Source organism: Nocardia sp. NPDC051787 (assembly GCF_040681325.1).
Taxonomy (GTDB): domain Bacteria; phylum Actinomycetota; class Actinomycetes; order Mycobacteriales; family Mycobacteriaceae; genus Nocardia.
In genome coordinates this window covers 107,558-125,904 of record NZ_JBFAYO010000014.1, presented here as the reverse complement: position 1 = coordinate 125,904, position 18,347 = coordinate 107,558, and the positions used below count along the sequence as shown (strand labels likewise).

Sequence of the window (18,347 nt, the reverse complement as noted above, 5' to 3'; positions counted from 1 at the left end):
TTCCGTGGATGATAGTCCACCGCAACGACTTCCGCGCCCACACTGAAAATGCCGAGTGGCGAGTGCCACATTGCGTGTGCACCTGCGCTTACAAGGGCGCAACCCCACGCCCACCGCATTTCCCGCATACCCCCGACCGTGTCGGTACCCTGCGAAACAGGATGGCGCACGCCGTCCGCTGAACGCGATCTGGTGTCGGACACCAAGGCCAGTGTCGTGGCGACCGCGCCGACCGTCCCATGACGCGGCCGATCCAGCTCGGCGTTCCGAACCGATGCGGTGCCACATGGCTGGATTCGTCGAGCAGCAGGATCCGGCGACGACGATTCCCGGCACGATCGGACGCGCGCAGTAAACTCCGCTCATGGCAGTCACCTGGCCGGACGAGGTGGACGAGGTGCTCGGCGGCGACCTGACCTGCGCGGCGGCGTACGTGACGCCCGCGGGCGGCGCGGTGGTGGCGGCGGTGGCGCCGATCGGGCTGCGAGACCGGGCGGCGGGCACGGTCGGGTTCACGACGTCACTCGGGTTCGGGCGCAAGCTAGAGCGCATCAAACGCGACCCGAAGGTGGCACTGGCGTATCACACGCGCGAGCATGGCATCGGCGACCTCGACAACCCGCGATTCGTGCTGGTACAGGGCACGGCGAGCTTCGATCCGACACCGGATCGAGACGCGCTCGACCGCATCGGCGACCAGTCGGCGCCTTATCTGGGCCCACCGCGGCGCGGTGCGTTCTGGGATCGCTGGCTGCGCGCGTACTACGCCGACCGTGTCCTGGTGACGGTGACGGTCGAGCGGATCCTCGTGTGGCCGGATCTCGCCGCCACGGGCACGCCCGACATCTTCGGCGCCGCATTGCCATCCGTCGAGCCCGACCCGCAGCGTCCGCCCGTGAAGGGCACCGGCGCTCGAGTTGATGTCACGAAAACCGCGGCGCGGGTGGCGAAGCTGCCGCACCGGCTGCTCGGCTACCGGCAGGCCGACGGCTACCCCAGGGTTGTTCCGGTGCGGGTAGCCGGATCCAGCGGGGGCGGCGTCCATCTCACCGTTCCGGCGGGCCTGCCGCAGGGTGGGCGCCGCGCCGGACTACTGGCACACGCCTATCGCCCGCAGCTGATCGGCCTGGAATCACGGCAGTACACCGGTTGGCTCGAGGTCGCCGACTCGGCGGCGGTGTACGCGCCGCACACCGCCGCCGGGTTCACGGCGCCGCCGAACAAGACGATCCTGTTGCTGGCCAATGGTTTTCTCGCGCGCCGCGGACTCGCCCGTGCGCGCAAGTCCGGCAGAGCCGAGGCCGTGCGCTGACGTGCCCGGGGCTGGTCCGCGGGCACGTCGGCACCAGCCTGGGCTAGTCCGCGGTCTCCAGGTAGACCGGGAGCTTCGCGTGACCGTTGGAGATGAAGCTGGGTACGCTGCCGAGTTCGGCCGGGTCGACGGCCAGCCGCATCTTCGGGAAGCGCTGGAAGATGCCGGGCAACGCGATCTCGGCTTCCAGCCGGGCCAGCGGCGCGCCCAGGCAATGATGCGCCCCGTAGCCGAAGGCCAAGTGCTCCTTGGTGGGCCTGCGCACGTCGAAGTCGTCGGCGGTCGCGCCGTGCAGCTTCGGATCACGGTTGGCCGCGGCGTACGACGCGAGAATCGGCTCGCCCTTGGCGATCCGAATCCCGTCGATCTCGATGTCGTCGGCGGCGAAGCGCAGCGGCAGGTGCGCCACCGGCGCCTCGAAGCGCAGCGCCTCCTCGATCAGGTCGGTCCAGCCCGCAGCGCCGTCGGTCACCTGGGCGAGCTGGTCCTCGTGGGTCAGCAGCGCGAAGATGGCCTGGTCGAGCAGGTTCACCGTCGTTTCGTGCCCCGCGCTGATGACGAGCAGCAGCGTGTCGATCAGCTCCTGTTCGGTCAGCTGCGAACCGTCGTCCTCGTCCCGGTGTGAGATCAGCAGGCTGGTCATGTCGTCACCGGGCGTCTCGCGCCGGTAGGCGACGAGTTCACCCAGGATCCGGTACATCTCCATGTAGTTGGCCTGGGACTCCTCCGGGCCGAGCGAGGTGTCGAAGATGCCGTCGACGCACTTGCGCAGACCGGCGTTCAGGGCTTCCGGAACACCCATCAGCGCGCTGATCACTTGGATCGGCAGCGGGTAGGCGAAACCCTCGCGCAGGTCCACCGGTTCGCCCGCGGGGGTTGCCGCGAGTTCGGCCAGCAGATTCGCGGTGATCTCCTCGATCAACGGACGCATCGCCTGGGTGCGGCGGTGGGTGAACGCGGGCGCGACCAGTTTGCGCAGCCTGCGATGATCGGCGCCGTACGCGGTGAACATGTTGTTCACCGCCACCCACAGGAACAATGGCCAGTCCTGCGGTATCTCCCCGTTGATGAACGCCGGCCAGTGCTGCCTGGGATCTTTCGACACCCGGGAGTCGGCCAGCAGGCGCTTGAGCAGGTCGGCATCGGATACCGACCACGCACGCACGCCGCCGGGCAGCTCGACGAGGGTGACCGGTCCACGCGCACGGATTCGAGCGGACTCGCCCTGGATATCGGTGCCCGCCGGGTCGAGTACTAGGGGCTGTGTGTCCATCGGGTCTCCTTAAAGCACGGTCAGCGGAGGGGATTTCGGGAAGACGACGGGTAGGGACACCAGGGCGCGGTGGAACGGACCGGGCCGCCAGGTCAATTGGTTCGGCACGACGGCCAATCTCAGCTCGGGCAGTGCGTCGAGGAGTTGATCAATGGCGTCTTGCACCACCAGGTACGCGGCCGACCGGGCGGGGCAGGCATGCGGTCCGACACTCCAGGACAAATGCGCGCGGCTGTCGACGCGGTTGCCGACGCCGATCGCCGGGTCGTTGTTGCAGCCCGCCATGCTGATCAAGACTGGTTGGTGCGCGGGCAACCACACGCCGTCGATGAGGATCGGCTGTTTCGGATAACTGACGCAGTAGTTGTGCATCGGCGGGTCGTTGAACAAGACCTCGTCGAGGGCGTCGCGAGTCGAAAGACTTCCGCCGAGAAAGTCTCCCGCGAACCGGTCGTCGGTGAGCATCACCCGCAGAGTGTTGACGATCAGGTTCTGCTGCGGCTCGATGCCCGCGCCGTACAAGGTGACCAGCTGGTGGATCATCTCCACGTCGTTCAGGCCAGCGGGGTGGCACAGCAGCCGGGAGGTGACGTCGTCGCCCGGTTCCTTCCGTTTCATCTGCACCAGCTCGAACAGCGCGTCGGTGAGCATGGCGTTGCCCTTGTCCGCGTTGACACCTTCGAAGATGGCGGCCATGCCGGTCGCGACCTGCTGACCGATGTCCGGCGGGCAGCCGAGCATGGCGTTGAGCACCGCGAACGTGAGCGGGAAAGCGTACTGGCTGATCAGATCCGCGGCGCCGTCCTCGCAGAAGGCATTGATCAGCGGGATGGCGATCCGCTCGACCGTGCTGTGCAGGGCGTGCAGATCGATCTCCGCGATGCTCGCCACGTTCGCCTGCCGGTAGCGCAGGTGTTCCAAGCCCGCGCTGCGCAACGCGTTCGGCCGCCACTCCAGCATCGGCAGGATCGGGCACTCGCCGGGAATGTTCTTCTGCCAGGTGCGTGGGTCGGCCGGGAAATGCTCGGGATCGTTGAGGATGCGCAGCGCAGTGTGGTAGCCGATCACCAAGGTGGCGGGCACATCCGGGGACAGCTCCACCGGAACGAGCGGGCCGTACTTGCGGCGCATTTCGCGGTAGGCCCGATGGGGATCCGCGGCGTACTCCTCCGAATACAACGGGTAACGCGGCCCATCGGTGTCGATCGGCGAACCGTGCTGGACAGGGCAACCGCTCGGGGAGGCGGGCGGCGGGAAATGTGGCGTGGTCACGAAGGTAACTCCAGAAACGAACAGACAGTTGACGACCGCGGTCGAGCATGCGGGCACGCGCTCCGATCACGGAAGTCGACTCGGTACAGGCGTATCGGGGTGCCAGGTCGATCGGCGCGTACCTCGATGTACACGCCCTTGGGCGTTGCCTCCCTTCTGAATCGGTGTGCGGTGTCCCCCCGCCGAGCGGATCGAGGCTATGACGCCGATGGTCCTCGAGGATGATCCGGGAATACGTTCAGCGGAGGGGATGGCGGAAAGACGACCGGGAGCGCGGTCAGCGCCCGTTGGAACGGACCCGGCCGCCAGACCAGCTCCTCGGCCGCGACCGCGAGCCGCATCTCGGGCAGGGCATCGAGCAACTGGTCGATGGCGTCCTGGACGATCAGATAGGCCACCGACCTGGCCGGGCAGGCGTGCGGACCGACACTCCAGGCGAGGTGCGCTCGGTTGTCGGTGTACGCACCCGTGTTGATCTGGGGGTCGTTGTTGCAGGCGGTCATGCTGACGACCACGGGCTGGTGTGCCGGTAGCCAGACACCGTCGATCAGCATCGGCTGCCGCGGGAAGGTGACGCAGTAGTTGGAGAGCGGCGGATCGGTGAACAACACCTCGTCCAGCGCGTCGCGGGTGGAGAGACTGCCACCGAGAATGCCGCCCGCGAGTCGCTGGTCGGTGAGCATCAGCCGCAGGGTGTTGATGATCAGGTTCTTCGTGGGCTCGATACCGGCGCCGTACACGCACAGCACCTGGTGGATCATCTCGGCGTCGTCGAGGCCGGCCGGGTGCCGCAACAGCCCCGTGACGATGTCGTCGCCGGGCTGAGTTCGCTTGAGCGCGACCAAGTCTGCCATCGCCGAAGCGAACATCGCGTTACCCTGCTCGGCCTCGATACCTTCGAACATCGCGGCCATGCCCATCGCCGCCCGCTGCCCGATGTCCGGCGGGCAACCGAGCATGGCGTTGATCACCGCGAAGGCCAGCGGGAACGCGTACTGCGCGACCAAGTCGGCCGAGCCATCCCCGCAGAAGGTGTTGATCAGCGGAACAGCGATCTGCTCGACCGTGGCGCGCAGACCGAACAGGTCGATCTCGTCGATGCCCGCGACGGTGGCCTGCCGGTAGCGGGTGTGCGCCGCCCCGGTGGTGCGGATCGCGGCCGGACGCCACTCCAGCATCGGCAGAACCGGGCAGTCACTGGGCACCGTCGCCTGCCAGGTGCGCGAATCGGCCGGAAAGTGGTCGGGGTCGTTCAGGATTCGCAGCGCGGTGTGATAGCCGACGACCAGCGTCGCCGGTACGCCGGGCGCCAGTTCCACCGGCACCAGCGGCCCGTATCTGCCGCGCATCTCGCGGTAGACACGGTGCGGGTCCGCGGCGAATTCGTCCGAGTACAGGGCGACGCGCGGCCCGTCGGTGTCGATCGGCGAACCATGCTGGACAGGGCAGCCGTTCGCGGCTGCCGAAGTGTGCGGCGAGAACTGGGGCGTGGTCAAAAACGTGACTCCAAAACGGGGGCAGAACGTTCGACGAGCATGGTCAAGAGCGCGCGGCACGTGCCTCGGTCACGTGCGTCGAGGTGGCCGGAGCGGACATGACAGACTCCGGCGTGATGTCGTATTCCCTTGCGGCACAGCATATCTCGTGCCAAGACCAGCAGTGCGGTCCGAGACGGCGGTTGCGTCCGCACGGGAGAACAGACCCGTACCCGCGTCTCCCACCGGGCTACGCGGGTTTCGGTCTCGAACGCCATGTCAGCGAGGTTCGTTGTCGCGGTGTGTATTCGATGCCGGGCAGTGCGGGACTAGTTCTGCGCCGTCAGCAAGACGGGCAGTTCGGAGTGTCCGTTGGAGATGAAACTGAGCACGGTGCCGACTTCGGACGGATCGACCGCCAAGCGCATGTCCGGGAAGCGCCGGAAGATGGCGGGCAGCGCGATCTCGGCTTCCATCCGGGCCAGTGGCGCACCCAGGCAGTGGTGCGCGCCGTAACCGAAGGCCAAGTGGTCCTTGCCCGAGCGCCGCACGTCGAACTGGTCAGCCGTCGGGCCGTGCACCTTCGGATCACGGTTGGCCGCCGCGTAGGAGGCGAGAATCGCCTCGCCCTTGGGAATACGGATACCGGCGATCTCGATGTCGTCGACGGCATACCGCAGCGGCAGGTGCGCGACCGGCGCCTCGAAACGCAACGCCTCCTCCACCACATCGGACCAGGCGACCCGGCCCTCGACCACGTCGGCGCGCTGGTCCGCGCGGGTCAGCAGCGCGAAGATGGCCTGGTCGAGCAGGTTCACCGTGGTCTCGTGCCCGGCGTTGATGACCAGCATCAGCGTGTCGACGAGTTCCTTCTCGGTCAGCTGCGAGCCGTCGTCCTCGTCGCGGGTGCTGATCAGCACGCTCGTGATGTCCTCGCCGGGGGTCTCCCGCCGGTACGCCACGAGTTCGCTTATGAGCCGGTACATTTCGAGATAGTTCGCCTGGGCCTCCTCCGGCCCGAACGAGGTGTCGAAGAACCCGTCGACACAGGTGCGCACGGCGGGCCCGAGGTGCTCGGGCACACCCATCAGTTCCGTGATGACCTGGATCGGCACCGGGTAGGCATATCCCTCGCGCAGGTCGACCGCCTCCCCCGGCGGGGTCGCGGCCAGCTGGTCGAGCAAGCTTTGGGTGATCGCCTCGATGCGCGGACGCAGGGCCATGGTGCGCCGGTGCGTGAACGCGGGCGCGACGAGTTTCCGCAGCCGCCGATGATCGGAACCGTACGCGGTGAACATGTTGTCCACGGCCACCCAGGGGTGCAGCGGCCACTCCTGGGTGATCTCACCGTTCATGAAGGCCGCCCAGTGCTGGCGTGGATCCTTCGACACACGCGGGTCGGCCAGCAGGCTCTTCAGCACGACGGCGTCGGTGACCGACCACGCGGGCACCCCGCCGGGTAGCTCCACCAGAGCAACCGGCCCACGCTCGCGCAGCCGCGCGGACTCGCCTTGGATATCGGTACCGGTGAGGTCCAGGACAATCGGTTCTTGCGACATCGGACGCTCTCCTTATACCAGGTTCAACGGAGGGGACGCGGGGAAGACGACCGGCAAGGCCGCCAGCGCCCGGTGGAACGGGCCGGGCCGCCAGACCACTTGGTCCACGGGCACGGCCAGCCGCATTTCGGGGAGAGCATCGAGAAGCTGATCGATGGCTTCCTGGACGACCACGGAGGCCACGGACTTCGCGGGACAGGCGTGCGGTCCGACCGCCCACGCCAGATGGGAGCGGTTACCGGCACGATCCCCGCCACGGATCGCCGGATCGTTGTTGCAGGCCGCGAGACTGACCAGCACCGGCTGATGGGCGGGCAGCCAGGTGTCGGCGATGAGGATGGGCTGGCGCGGGTAGGTGATGCAGAAATTCGCCATCGGCGGGTCGTTGAACAGCACCTCGTCGAGCGCGTCGCGCGTCGACAGGCTGCCACCGAGGACCTCGCCGCCGAACCGGTCGTCGGTGAGCATCAGCAGCAGCGTGTTGGTGATCAGGTTCTGCTGCGGTTCTATTCCCGCCCCGTAGAGGCTGATCAGCTGCGACAGCATTTCCACGTCGTCGAGGTTGGCCGGGTGATGGACCAGTCGCGAGGTGACGTCGTCGCCGGGATCCGCACGGCGCAGGTGGACCAGCTCCATCAGCGCCTCCGAGAGCATCTGCATACCCTTGGCGGCTTCGACCGTGTCGAAGAGCATCGCCATGCCGGTCGCGACGCGCTGACCCAGCTCCGCCGAGCAGCCCACCATCCGGTTGAGCACTTCGAAGACCAGCGGGAACGCGTATTGCGTGACCAGGTCCGCGGATCCGGCCTGACAGAAGGAGTTGATCAGCGGGATGGCGATGCGCTCGACGGTCGTCTGCACTTCGTGCAGGTCGATGGCGTCGATGCTCGCGGTGTACGCACCCCGATAGCGGGCATGTGCCGCCCCGCTGTTGCGCAGCGCGTTCGGGTACCACTCCATCATGGGGCGGATGGGCGAGTCCTCGGGAATGTTCTTCTGCCAGGTGCGCGGATCGGCCGGAAAGTGCTCGGGATCGTTGAGGATCCGCACGGCGTCCTGGTATCCGATCACCAGCGTGGCCGGTACACCGGGCGACAGCTCGATCGGCACCAGCGAGCCGTGACGTCTGCGCATCTCCCGGTAGGTCCCGTGCGGATCGGCCGCGAATTCCTCCGAGTACAGCGGAATGCGGGGACCGCTGGTGTCGATCGGCGATCCGTGCGCGACCGGGCAGCCGCCCGCGGCCATATGGCTGGTGAGCGTGGACGAGGACTGGGGCGTGGTCAAAGACGAGACTCCAAACGATGGAACAAGAATTCGACAAGCGTGATCAGCGAACGCAGGCAGGTGCCTCGGTCACGCGCGTCCAGCGACGTCAGCGGTGTGCCGGGTTCCAAGTCGAGGGCATCGCGCACCTCGTCGAGCGGGTAAGGCCGTGCGCCTTCGAACTGGTTGACCGCCACCGAATACGGGACACCGCGTTCTTCGAGCACCGAGAGCACCTCGTCGGACTTCTCGATGCGGCGGGTGTCGACCAGCACAAGGGCACCGAGCGCACCTCGGGCCAGCTCCTCCCACAAGGGGACGAAACGCTGCTGGCCCGGCGTGCCGAACAGGTAGAGCGCGAGTTTGGGGCTGAGGGTGATACGGCCGAAGTCCATCGCGACGGTCGTCTGCGACTTGCCGGGCAGCCCGGCCATGTCGTCGACACCGACACTGGCTTCGGTGATGGTCTCCTCCGTGCGCAGCGGCTTGATCTCCGAGACGCTGCTCACGAACGTGGTCTTGCCGACACCGAAGTTGCCCGCGACCAACAGTTTCACCGAGCGCGTCACGGTCTCGGGCACGTAGTCGACGGCGCGATCAGACGGCGAGAGCACGGAGCCCATTGAGTACCTCCTCCAGCAGAGCGATCTCCGGCAGGGACTCGGCCGGGGTAGGGGTGACCAGATTTCCGCCGTCCATGAGGTCGGACGCGACGATCTTGACGACGGATGGCGGCAGGTCGAGGTACGCGGCGATCTCGGCGATCGACAGCGCACCCCGACGGCTGCACAGGGCCATGACCCGGCGCGCGTCGGGCGACGCGCCGGGGAGCGGATCTTTGGCGGTCAGGACCAAAGTGACCAGGTCCAGCTCGCGAGTGGGACGGGTACGTCCTCCGGTGCGCACGTAAGCCCGGACCAGGTCCGGATCGCGCCGTGGCTTGCTCATGACGGTACCTCGTGGTTACTCGGGTCCGTAATGCCCAGCGGCGCGGTGCCTGTGACTCGCTCGCCGCGCTCGATCATGGCATTTCGCCGCCGTCTACCCGCCTGCGCGGCTGGCTGCCCAGCTCGCGTCCGACCCGGCCGGCCAGCTCGTTCATCCGGTGCGCAATGAGGGCCACATCGATGTCGTTGGTGGTCGCTACGCCGAGCAGCGCGCCCTCCCCGGCGGCGGTGATGAGGATCATTCCCTGGTCGTACTCGGTCATGTTCTGCCGCACGCCGTTGGTGGCATCACCGCAGAACTCGCCCAGCGCCTTGCCGAGCGAGCGCAGGCCGGAGGCGGCGGCGGCGAAGCGTTCCGCCTCGTCCCGGCTGATCCCCGAGGAGTGCGCGATCCGCAGGCCGTCCTCGGACAGCAATACCGCGAATCTGACCCCGGAGATACTGAGATCTTCGAGTAGCCAGCCCAGTTTGTTGCTGCTGTCGGTCACGGGTGTGGCCATCAGGATGTCATCCCTTCCGTGTCATCGGATGCGGCGGCGCGGCCGCTCTTGGAACCCGTCTGCCAAGCTGCGGCGATCTCGGGGCGAGCGAGACCAGGTTCGGTGCGCGGCCCGACCGGGGCCAACGCGACCGTTCGACGGCGTCGCTTCGGCAGGCCGCCACTGGTTATCTCGCTCACCGAGAGCGACTGCTCGTCCTCGCCGGACTGCTCGCTCGGCCTCTCCGGAGCCGGAACCGTGACCGGCTCGGGTTGTGCCTCCGTCACGGGTGCGACCTCCTGGACCTTCTGCGGGGCGACCAGCAGCGACTCCGGGATGTAGACCATCGCGCGCATGCCGCCGTAGACGTTCGGGCCGTCGATGTAGACGGTGAAGCCGTAGCGGCGCGCCAGCGCGGCGATACCCGGGAAGCCGACCTTCGGCGACGGGCCGAGCTGGTGGATGTCGACGGGCCGCTCGTGCGCGAGCACCTGGCGGGCCTCCTCCATCTGCTCGGCGTTCATCCGCACGCCCGCGTCATCGATGATCACGGTGACGCCGTGGTGGCCCTCCTGGAAGCTGACGTCCACGTAGGAAGTCGGCGGGGAATACCGCAACGCGTTGTCGAGCAAGGTCGCCAGCGTGTGCACGAGCGGTTCCACCGCACGGCTGATCACCACGCGATCGAGCTGGCCCGGCCGCACGCGCAGGTATTCGCGGACGCGGCCGATGGCGCCGCCGACCACGTCGGTCAGCGTCTGGGCCGGCCAGCGACGGCCGGGCAGGCCACCACAGACGATCACGTAGGACTGCGCCTGACGGATCATCTGCTGCACGGTGTGGTCGATGCGGGTAAGGGTTTCGTACACCTGGTCATCGCGGTGCTCGCGCAGCGCGGCGCTCACCACCTGGCTGACGTCGGCGCCGAGGCTGACCACGGAGGTACCGAACGAGCGGACCGCGGCGCTGGACGCCTGGCGCGACGCCGCGGCGACCTCATTACGCGCGGTCTCCTCGGCGGCTTTGATCGCCTGGTGCGCTTCGGTGTTGGTCTGTTCCCTGGTCTCCGAGCGCATGAGGCTCAGATCGTCGGCGTACCGCTCGGAAATCCAGCGCAGGCATTGCGCCAGTCGCGAATTCTCCATGCCCGCCTGGACTTCTACCGGCGGCACCTGCGACTCGAACCGGCGGATCGACTCGGCCACCGCGGGTAGCGTGGTGGCCGCGAATCGTTCCAGCGTGTCCTCCGTCGCGCGCTGTTCCCTGGTCAGGGCCTCGACCCTGACCCGCTGAGCCTTGGCATACTGCACTGCGTACAACGCCACCGCTACGGCGATCACCAAAGCGACGGCGAGGATCCATGAAAGCACCACGGCGATATCTTGATTCATCAGTTCTTTCGTCGTTGACTGGTCTCGAGGAGTCGGCCCTCTGCCATCCTGCTTCGCTCGCCTTCCCTCGCCTGCCGACCATGGACGGACCGGTCGGTTGAGTCCGCGTCGGAGCCCCGGAGCCCCGCGTCGACGCCGGCGCTCACCCGAGCGCCTACCGCACAGTGCCCGCAGGACAGGCGATTACACGTCAATCGCCGACCGCTCGAATCGTGTCCGAACGGTTACCAGAACCCGACCATCCGCACATTAGCAGCATTCCAAGAAAGTCTCTGCCGATCCCGCCGACACTTTTCGGATTCCCCCAACTGGGACGATAGGTGCCGCTGATCGCGACATAGATGCGCAATAATGTTGGGCTGCCGTGTAACTCGATCACCGTTGCCCTGCGCGAGGTCCGGCCGCTGGAGTGATTCGGCGAAGGCATGGCCCATACCGGAAGCTGCGCCTTCGCCGGCCCCAGGAAACCACCGGCAGAACGCGGGTTCACCGATGAGGGCGGACCGCCGGTACCGGATACCATGCGCCCATGGCAAAGCTGAAGGTCTCGGTCGACGTCCCGATCTCCCCCGCGCAGGCCTGGTCGCACACGTCCAACCTCGCCGAACTCGACAAGTGGCTGACCATGCACGAAGCGTGGCGCGGCGATGTCCCCGCCGAATTGACCGTCGGTACCCAACTGGTCGGCATCGCGTCCGTGAAGGGCCTGCGCAACCGGGTGACCTGGACCGTGCGGGCCGCCGAGCCGCCACGCCGGCTACAACTGACCGGCGCGGGGAAGGGCGGCACCAAACTGGGGCTGCAACTGCTCGTCGCTCCGAAGGGCTCGGGTTCGGAGGTCACCGTCGACATCGAACTCGGCGGCCCACCGCTGTTCGGCCCGATCGGCTCGGGCGTCGCCCGCGCCGTCAAAGGGGATATCCAACGATCCCTCGACCGTTTCATCGCCCTTTACGCCTGAGAATCATTAATCGAATTTTGTTATAACGAACAGGTATTACCGATCCCGGGAATCGACGCAACCCTCCCACCACAATGCACGTCGGCGGACTCCAGCAGGGCATCGCGCCCCATCCGCCGCCGACCGCCCGAGATCGCCTGCCGAACAGGCGATCTCGGGACCCTGGAGCTACGCGGACACCGTGGTGGCCGCCTCGGCGACCTCCGGATTCGCCGGCTTGGTCCGCGGCACGAAGAACGCCGGGACCAAGGTGAGCACGATCAGCACCAGCGCCACCACGTAGGTGTGGCTGAACGCCTGCGCCGCCTGCTGGAGACCGGTTCCCACCGCACCCGGCGGAAGTTTGTCCGCCAGCGTTGGATCGAAGTTCGCCGCGATCGCCGGACGGGCGAGCGGCTCGTTGTTCAGCAGGTTGGTGAGCACCACCGACATCGTCGCCGTACCGATGGAACCGGCGGTCTGGTTGACGATGTTCATCAGCGTCGAGCCGCGCGCCACCTGCTGGTGGGTCAGGGTCTGGATGGCCGCGGTCATGATCGGCATCATCGTGCAGCCCATGCCGAGACCCATCACGAACAGGGCGGCGATCATGAAAAGGTAGGAGCTGTGCGCGTCGAGCTGGACGAAGTAGGTCGTCCCGATCGAGATCAGCGTGATGCCGACGATCACGATCTTGCCCGGGCCGATCTTGTCCACCAGGCGACCGGCGACCGGCATGGTGAGCATCGCGCCGATGCCCTGCGGCGCGACCAGCAGACCTGCTTGCAGCGCCGACTCACCGCGCACCTGCTGCAGATAGGTCGGCAGCAGCAGACCCGCGCCGAAGAACGCGATCGCGAACAACACCATGGTGAGTACCGCGAAGGTCAGCGGGCGGTTGCCGAACAGGTGCAGATCGATCAGCGGGTGCTCGGTGCGCAGCGCGTGGAACACGAACGCGACCATCAGCAGCGCGCCGATGGCGGCGGGAATCAGCACCTTCGCCGCGATCACCGTCCCCTCCCCGGGGATGGAGGAGACACCGAACAGGAACAACGCGAGACCGGGCGAGGCCAGCAGCATGCCGAGGAAGTCGAACGACTCCGACGGCTCCGGCTTGTCCCCGGGGAACACGATGACCGCCAGCACCAGCGCGACCACACCGATCGGCAGGTTGATCAGGAAGATCCAGTGCCAGCTGAAGTTCTCGATCAGCCAGCCGCCCAGGATCGGGCCGCCGATCGGGCCGAGCAGCATCGGCACGCCGAGCACCGCCATCACGCGGCCGACCCGCTGCGGACCGGCCGCGTGCGTCATGATCGTCATACCCAGCGGCATCAGCATGCCGCCGCCGATGCCCTGGATCACGCGAAACGCTATGAGCGACTCGATGTTCCACGCGGTGCTGCACAGCACCGAGCCCAGCACGAAGAAGGTCAGCGCCATGATGTAGAGGCGCTTGGTGCCGAACCGGTCCGCCGCCCACCCGGTCAACGGAATCACGGTGGCCAACGCGAGGGTATAGCCGGTCATCGTCCACGCCGCGATGGCGTAGCTGGTGTCGAACTCGCGTTGGAAAGTCGGGATCGCGACGGTGACGACGGTGATGTCGAGAATCGACATGATCGCGCCGAGAACGACCACGCCCGCGACCTTGAAGACGGCCGCGTCCAGCTTGTCGGCCGCCGGGCCGGGCCCGGCCGCCTTGGTATCCGGAGGTTGTGTCACCGCTTCAGCGTGGCAGCTTCACAACGTTCGCACCACCGATTCGGGGTTTCCTGATGCCGAGAATTCCGTGATCGCCGTCAAGGCGGCTCTTGTCGCGCCGTCGCTCGCAGGGAGCAGAGGCAATCGAACCGCCGGACTAGGAATGCGGCCCTGCGCCGCGAGCACCGCTTTGATGACCGTCGGATTGGGTTCGGCGAACAGCGCGGCCGACAAGGGCGCGAGCTGGTTGCCGAGCAACCGGGCCGCCTCGACCGGTCCGGTGCGCCAGGCGTCGACCAGGGCGGCGAACGATGCGGTGTGCACGGCCGCCGAGGCCGTGATCGCGCCGGCGGCGCCGAGAGCCAGCAGCGGTGCCGCGAAGCGGTCATCGCCGGCCAGCACCGCGAAGTCGGCCGGACGCGCACTCATCAGCGTGATGGTGGGGTCGTCGATCGCCCCGACGGCGTGTTTGAGGCCGATCACGTTCGGCAGATCGGCGAGCTCGAGCAGAGTGTCCGCGCCGAGTGCGAGCCCGGTCCGATAGGGGATGTGGTAGACGATCAGCGGCACCGGACTGGCGGCGGCGAGTCTGCGGAAATGTTCGAGCACACCAGCTTCGGAGGGCCGCGTGTAGTACGGGACCACGGTGAGCGCGGCGGTACTGCCGGCGTCGAGCCGCGCGAGAGCATCGACCGAACCGGCCGTGGAGTTCGATCCCGCGCCGACGATCAGCGGCGCGTCGCCGTGCTCCCGGCAAACCCGTGCGCAGATGGCGATCACCCGCGCGCGTTCGGCGTCGGTCAGCGTCGCCGGTTCCCCGGTGGTGCCGAGCGCGACGATGCCGGTCGCACCGTCGGCGAGCACCTCATGGGCGAGTCGCTCCAGAGCGTCGGCGGCCAGCGCGCCGTCAGCGGTGAACGGCGTGATCATGGGAACGAAGAGACCTGCGAGCGTCATGCCACCAGCCTGACCGCGCCAATACGTCAGATCCAGTTCACGTTTCTATCGGTGAACCTAAGCTCAACTTATGCTTGATGTCCGCAAGCTGCGCCTGCTGCGCGAACTCGCGCATCGCGAGACCATCGCCGCGGTCGCGGAGGCGTTCGCCTACACGCCGTCGGCCGTCTCGCAGCAACTCGCCGCGCTGGAACGCGAGGCCGGCGTGCCGCTGCTGGCGCGCACCGGCCGCCGCGTGACGCTGACCCCGGCGGCCCTGGCCCTGGTCGAGCACACGGAGACGATCCTCGCGGTGCTCGAGCAGGCCACCGCCGAGCTGGCCACGGCCCATACGGAGTTGACCGGAACGCTGCGCATCGGAGCGTTCCCCACCGCGGTGCGGACCATCCTGTCTTCCGCACTCGTCGCCCTGAGCACCGCGCATCCGCGGCTGGAACTGCGGGTGACCGAACTGGATCCGGCGCTCGCGCCCGACGCGCTGCGAGCCGAGACGCTGGATGTCGCACTGGTGCAGGAGTACGACTATGTGCCGGTTGCCGCAGACCCCGCCCTGCACCGTGAGCCACTGTTCGAAGAGATCGTCTATCTCGCCGCCCGCTCCATGCAGCCCCTCGCCGCCCACCGCGAAAGCCCATGGATCGCAAGCACTCCCGGCACGCTGTGCCACACGATGACCGTGCGCGCCTGTGAGGCGGCCGGATTCACCCCCCGCATCCGCCACCATGCCGACGACTTCGGCACCGTGCTCGCGCTGGTCGCCGCGGCACAGGGCGTTGCCTTGGTCCCCGAACTCGGCGCTCGGGAATGCCCGGACGGCGTCGCACTCAGCCCCCTGCCGACGCGGCGACGGACCAGCCTGGCCTATCGACGCGGCACCGGCAACCATCCCGCGGTGCGCGCCGCACGAGTGGCGCTGCGCGAATCGGCGGGACGTTCGTCCGACCGTTGAGCCGTCACCGCAGCCGATATCGACTGGTGGGCACGACGTCCAGGTTCCGGTCGCCGCCGAAGGTCGCCACGCTGGTCATCAGCCGGTCGACGCGGCGCGCCAGCTCCGCGTCGTCACCGCCGCTGCCGTAGAAGGCGTGCGGATCGGTGAGCGCCTCGATCGGGAACAGTTCCTCCACGATGCCCGCGATGGCGGGAGCGTCGTCCGTGGCGGGTCCGGTCACGAGGTTCTGCACATAGCCGAACGTCGCCTGGGTCTCGATCGCGACGGGCGTGTGATGGATGCGCCAGCGGTCCAGCCATTCGGCATGCGGCAGGTCGTCCGGCTTGCGCAGGAAAGCGATGTTCGACAGGCCCGGCGCACGCTCCAGCGGGGCGACGCCCGGCAGCGGAATCGGCGTCACCTCCTCGACGTGCCAACCGGCGACCCGCTCGGCGACGGTGCCCAGCACGCGCTCCGTCACGGCCGATTCCGGATCCGCGGCCCACCACACGCTGACGACGGCCTGCACCGGCGCGTCGAACGTCGTGATCCGCAGCATCGCCTTCTCGACCGCCGCGTCCGAGACGTTCGCTTGCACCGCGGCCGAGCCGGGCAACCGCGCCGCCAGATCGGCCGCCAGCAGGTCACGGACACCCCACAGCGCAAAGATCGTCTTCATCGGCCCGGCCACTTTCTAGAACGTGTTCCATTTCGGACGATCCGAGCCTAGCCCACGGCGCGGTTGGCCGGGGCGACTCCGGGTAACCGGTCGTCAGTCTTCCGAAGGGATGATCCATGCGGACCATATCGACCGATATTCCGGCCAGGCTGGATCGTCCGCCGTGGTCGCGCTGGCAGTGGATGATCGTGATCGGGCTCGGGTCGGTATGGATCCTCGACGGGCTCGAGGTGACCGTCGTCGGCAGCGTGGCCAGCCGGTTGTCGGAACCGGGCAGCGGCCTGAACATCACGGCGACACAGGTTTCCGGCCTCGCCGCGGCGATGTACGTGGCGGGCGCGGGCTCCGGTGCGCTGTTCTTCGGTTGGCTTACCGACAGATTCGGCCGCAAGAAGCTCTTCCTGGTCACCCTCGCGGTGTACCTCTGCGCGACCGCGCTGACGGCACTGTCGTTTTCGGTGTGGTGGTTCGTGATCTTCCGCTTCCTCACCGGCTTCGGCATCGGCGGCGAATACGCGGCGATCAACTCCGCGATCGACGAGCTGATTCCGCGGCGCTACCGCGGACGCGCCGACATCGTCATCAACGGCACCTACTGGCTCGGCGCGGTCGGCGGTGCGCTGCTGTCCATCGTCGCGCTGAACACCGACCTGTTCGCGCCGGATGTGGGCTGGCGCTTGACGTTCGCGCTCGGCGCCGTGTTCGGGCTGGTCATCCTGTTGGTACGCAGGCATGTTCCGGAAAGCCCGCGCTGGATGTTCATCCACGGCCACGAGGACGACGCGGAGCGGACCGTCGCCGCGATCGAACAGCAGGTCCGCGTCGACACCGGCGCGGCGCTGGAGGATGTCTCCGATCAGCGGATCGTGATCCGGCAGCGGCGCGCCATCTCCTTCCGCGAGATCGCGGCGGTGATGGTGCGGCACTACCCGCGCCGCAGCGCACTCGGACTGGCGTTGTTCATCGGACAGGCGTTCCTCTACAACGCCATCACGTTCAACTACGCGCTCATCCTGTCCAGAGCGTTCGGCGTGCCCGACCACCGCGTCGGCTACTACTTCGCCGTTCTCTGTCTCGGCAACTTCCTCGGCCCGCTGTTGCTGGGCAGGCTTTTCGACACCGTCGGCCGCAAACCCATGATCGCGGGCAGCTACCTCGGTTCCGCCGTGCTCCTGCTCGGCACCGCATGGCTTTTCGCGGCGGGCCAGCTGTCCGCCCTGACGCTCACCGCGTGCTGGACCGCCGTGCTGTTCGTCGCCTCGTGCGGCGCGAGCGCGGCCTATCTGACCGTCAGCGAGATCTTTCCGATGGAGACCAGGGCGATGGCCATCGCCTTCTTCTACGCGATCGGGACCGTCGCCGGTGGCGTCGCGGGACCGCTGGTGTTCGCCGAACTGTCCGACGAGGGCGACCCCGGCAACACCGCGCTGGCGTTCACCATCGGCGCGCTCGCCATGTTCGCCGCGGGGCTGGTCGAGCTGGCCTACGGGGTCCGTGCCGAACGGCGATCGCTGGAAGAGCTGGCCGAGCCGCTCAGCGTGGCCCACGAGCCGACCTGCACAGCCGCCGCTCAGCCGCCGTCCAGCGGATAGGGACGGCACTGCGCGGTGTCGGTCGCGGTGGCCCGGCCGCAGCCGTAGACCATCACGGGCTCTGCGGTGGTCGAGGGATCCCAGATCTGCTCCACACTGAGCAGGCCGACCCACTTGTCCTGCGCCACCCGCCCCGCGTACGGACCCTGGCTGACCGAGAAATCCAGGACGCCGCTGCTGGATTCGATCACCGGTTGACGCGGCAGATCACGCAGCGCAGCCCACACCGCGGCCGCGCTGATCGGGATCGGCTCGGTCCAGACCCCGGAGACGGCGGGGGCCAATGCCTGCACGGCCCGCACGAACAATCCGACCGCGTCATAGGTCAACGCGACGCGCTCGCCCAGCGGATGCAACTGAACCCGTTCACCCAAGGGCTTGTCCGTTTCGGCGCAGGCGTTCCAGCTCGGGATATCCGGATCCACGGTGGTGGCAAGGTTGTAGAACTCGACGCGGCTGCGGAATCCCTGACCTTTGTTCCGGCAGGTGACCAGGCTGGCTTTGGCCACGTAGACGAGCGGCCGTGCGCTGTTGGCCGCCCGGCGCCGCTCCGCGCTGGCCATGGCC

The 18,347-nt window shown here is 67.7% G+C and carries 18 protein-coding genes; 4 read left to right on the top strand and 14 right to left on the bottom strand.

Annotated elements, in window-relative coordinates; genetic code table 11:
- Nucleotides 1-364 precede the first annotated feature (364 nt).
- Nucleotides 365-1,312, top strand: a complete 948-nt coding sequence (locus AB0M45_RS17250) for a hypothetical protein (protein WP_364329387.1) — start codon at nucleotides 365-367, stop codon at nucleotides 1,310-1,312.
- Between the two features lie 43 nt (nucleotides 1,313-1,355).
- Here AB0M45_RS17250 and AB0M45_RS17245 read toward each other — a convergent pair whose 3' ends face one another.
- The 10 genes from AB0M45_RS17245 to AB0M45_RS17200 all read right to left on the bottom strand — a co-directional run bounded on the left by AB0M45_RS17245 (nucleotide 1,356) and on the right by AB0M45_RS17200 (nucleotide 11,497).
- Nucleotides 1,356-2,585, bottom strand: coding sequence for a cytochrome P450 (locus tag AB0M45_RS17245; RefSeq protein ID WP_364329385.1), 1,230 nt, complete (start codon nucleotides 2,583-2,585; stop codon nucleotides 1,356-1,358).
- Nucleotides 2,586-2,594: 9 nt separating this feature from the next.
- The gene (locus AB0M45_RS17240; RefSeq protein WP_364329382.1) at nucleotides 2,595-3,857 is read right to left on the bottom strand and encodes a cytochrome P450; all 1,263 of its coding nucleotides are present in this window, start codon (nucleotides 3,855-3,857) and stop codon (nucleotides 2,595-2,597) included.
- Between the two features lie 197 nt (nucleotides 3,858-4,054).
- Entirely contained in the window at nucleotides 4,055-5,353 is a 1,299-nt protein-coding gene (locus tag AB0M45_RS17235) for a cytochrome P450 (protein WP_364329379.1), read from the bottom strand.
- A 308-nt stretch (nucleotides 5,354-5,661) separates the two neighbouring features.
- Nucleotides 5,662-6,891: a cytochrome P450 gene (locus tag AB0M45_RS17230; RefSeq protein ID WP_364329376.1), complete on the bottom strand. Its 1,230-nt coding sequence runs from the start codon at nucleotides 6,889-6,891 to the stop codon at nucleotides 5,662-5,664.
- Between the two features lie 12 nt (nucleotides 6,892-6,903).
- On the bottom strand, nucleotides 6,904-8,139 hold the full coding sequence (locus tag AB0M45_RS17225) for a cytochrome P450 (protein ID WP_364329551.1): 1,236 nt from the start codon (nucleotides 8,137-8,139) through the stop codon (nucleotides 6,904-6,906).
- Between the two features lie 35 nt (nucleotides 8,140-8,174).
- Nucleotides 8,175-8,780, bottom strand: a complete 606-nt coding sequence (locus AB0M45_RS17220) for an ATP/GTP-binding protein (protein WP_364329373.1) — start codon at nucleotides 8,778-8,780, stop codon at nucleotides 8,175-8,177.
- Nucleotides 8,755-9,105 carry a DUF742 domain-containing protein gene (locus AB0M45_RS17215; RefSeq protein WP_364329369.1) on the bottom strand — a complete coding sequence of 117 codons (351 nt, stop codon included), beginning with the start codon at nucleotides 9,103-9,105 and terminating at the stop codon, nucleotides 8,755-8,757. The genes AB0M45_RS17220 and AB0M45_RS17215 overlap by 26 nt, the downstream gene beginning before the upstream one ends.
- Nucleotides 9,106-9,178: 73 nt before the next feature.
- Nucleotides 9,179-9,604 carry a roadblock/LC7 domain-containing protein gene (locus AB0M45_RS17210; RefSeq protein ID WP_364329366.1) on the bottom strand — a complete coding sequence of 142 codons (426 nt, stop codon included), beginning with the start codon at nucleotides 9,602-9,604 and terminating at the stop codon, nucleotides 9,179-9,181.
- Entirely contained in the window at nucleotides 9,604-10,974 is a 1,371-nt protein-coding gene (locus tag AB0M45_RS17205) for an ATP-binding protein (protein WP_364329363.1), read from the bottom strand. Before AB0M45_RS17205 ends, AB0M45_RS17210 begins: the two co-directional genes overlap by 1 nt.
- A gap of 190 nt (nucleotides 10,975-11,164) precedes the next feature.
- Nucleotides 11,165-11,497 (bottom strand): hypothetical protein, encoded by a 333-nt coding sequence (locus AB0M45_RS17200; protein ID WP_364329360.1) that lies wholly within the window; start codon nucleotides 11,495-11,497, stop codon nucleotides 11,165-11,167.
- Nucleotides 11,498-11,503: 6 nt separating this feature from the next.
- Between AB0M45_RS17200 and AB0M45_RS17195 the strand changes: the two genes are divergently transcribed.
- A complete protein-coding gene (locus tag AB0M45_RS17195; protein WP_364329357.1) occupies nucleotides 11,504-11,935 on the top strand; it encodes an SRPBCC family protein in 432 nt (143 codons plus the stop codon).
- Nucleotides 11,936-12,103: 168 nt separating this feature from the next.
- Here AB0M45_RS17195 and AB0M45_RS17190 read toward each other — a convergent pair whose 3' ends face one another.
- Together AB0M45_RS17190 and dapA are read right to left on the bottom strand one after the other, a co-directional pair.
- A complete protein-coding gene (locus AB0M45_RS17190; protein WP_364329355.1) occupies nucleotides 12,104-13,642 on the bottom strand; it encodes a DHA2 family efflux MFS transporter permease subunit in 1,539 nt (512 codons plus the stop codon).
- 18 nt (nucleotides 13,643-13,660) lie between these two features.
- Nucleotides 13,661-14,578 carry a 4-hydroxy-tetrahydrodipicolinate synthase gene (gene dapA, locus AB0M45_RS17185; RefSeq protein WP_364329352.1) on the bottom strand — a complete coding sequence of 306 codons (918 nt, stop codon included), beginning with the start codon at nucleotides 14,576-14,578 and terminating at the stop codon, nucleotides 13,661-13,663.
- Nucleotides 14,579-14,648: 70 nt separating this feature from the next.
- Between dapA and AB0M45_RS17180 the strand changes: the two genes are divergently transcribed.
- Nucleotides 14,649-15,527, top strand: a complete 879-nt coding sequence (locus AB0M45_RS17180) for a LysR substrate-binding domain-containing protein (protein ID WP_364329349.1) — start codon at nucleotides 14,649-14,651, stop codon at nucleotides 15,525-15,527.
- A 4-nt stretch (nucleotides 15,528-15,531) separates the two neighbouring features.
- On the opposite strand, the gene AB0M45_RS17175 is transcribed toward AB0M45_RS17180, so the two are convergent.
- Nucleotides 15,532-16,188 carry a hypothetical protein gene (locus AB0M45_RS17175; RefSeq protein WP_364329346.1) on the bottom strand — a complete coding sequence of 219 codons (657 nt, stop codon included), beginning with the start codon at nucleotides 16,186-16,188 and terminating at the stop codon, nucleotides 15,532-15,534.
- 116 nt (nucleotides 16,189-16,304) lie between these two features.
- On the opposite strand from AB0M45_RS17175, the gene AB0M45_RS17170 reads away from it, so the two are divergent.
- Nucleotides 16,305-17,780, top strand: coding sequence for an MFS transporter (locus AB0M45_RS17170; RefSeq protein ID WP_364329343.1), 1,476 nt, complete (start codon nucleotides 16,305-16,307; stop codon nucleotides 17,778-17,780).
- Here the strand turns inward: AB0M45_RS17170 and AB0M45_RS17165 are convergent.
- Nucleotides 17,759-18,343, bottom strand: coding sequence for a hypothetical protein (locus tag AB0M45_RS17165; protein WP_364329340.1), 585 nt, complete (start codon nucleotides 18,341-18,343; stop codon nucleotides 17,759-17,761). The two genes, AB0M45_RS17170 and AB0M45_RS17165, sit on opposite strands and share 22 nt — an antisense overlap.
- Between the last annotated feature and the right edge of the window lie 4 nt (nucleotides 18,344-18,347).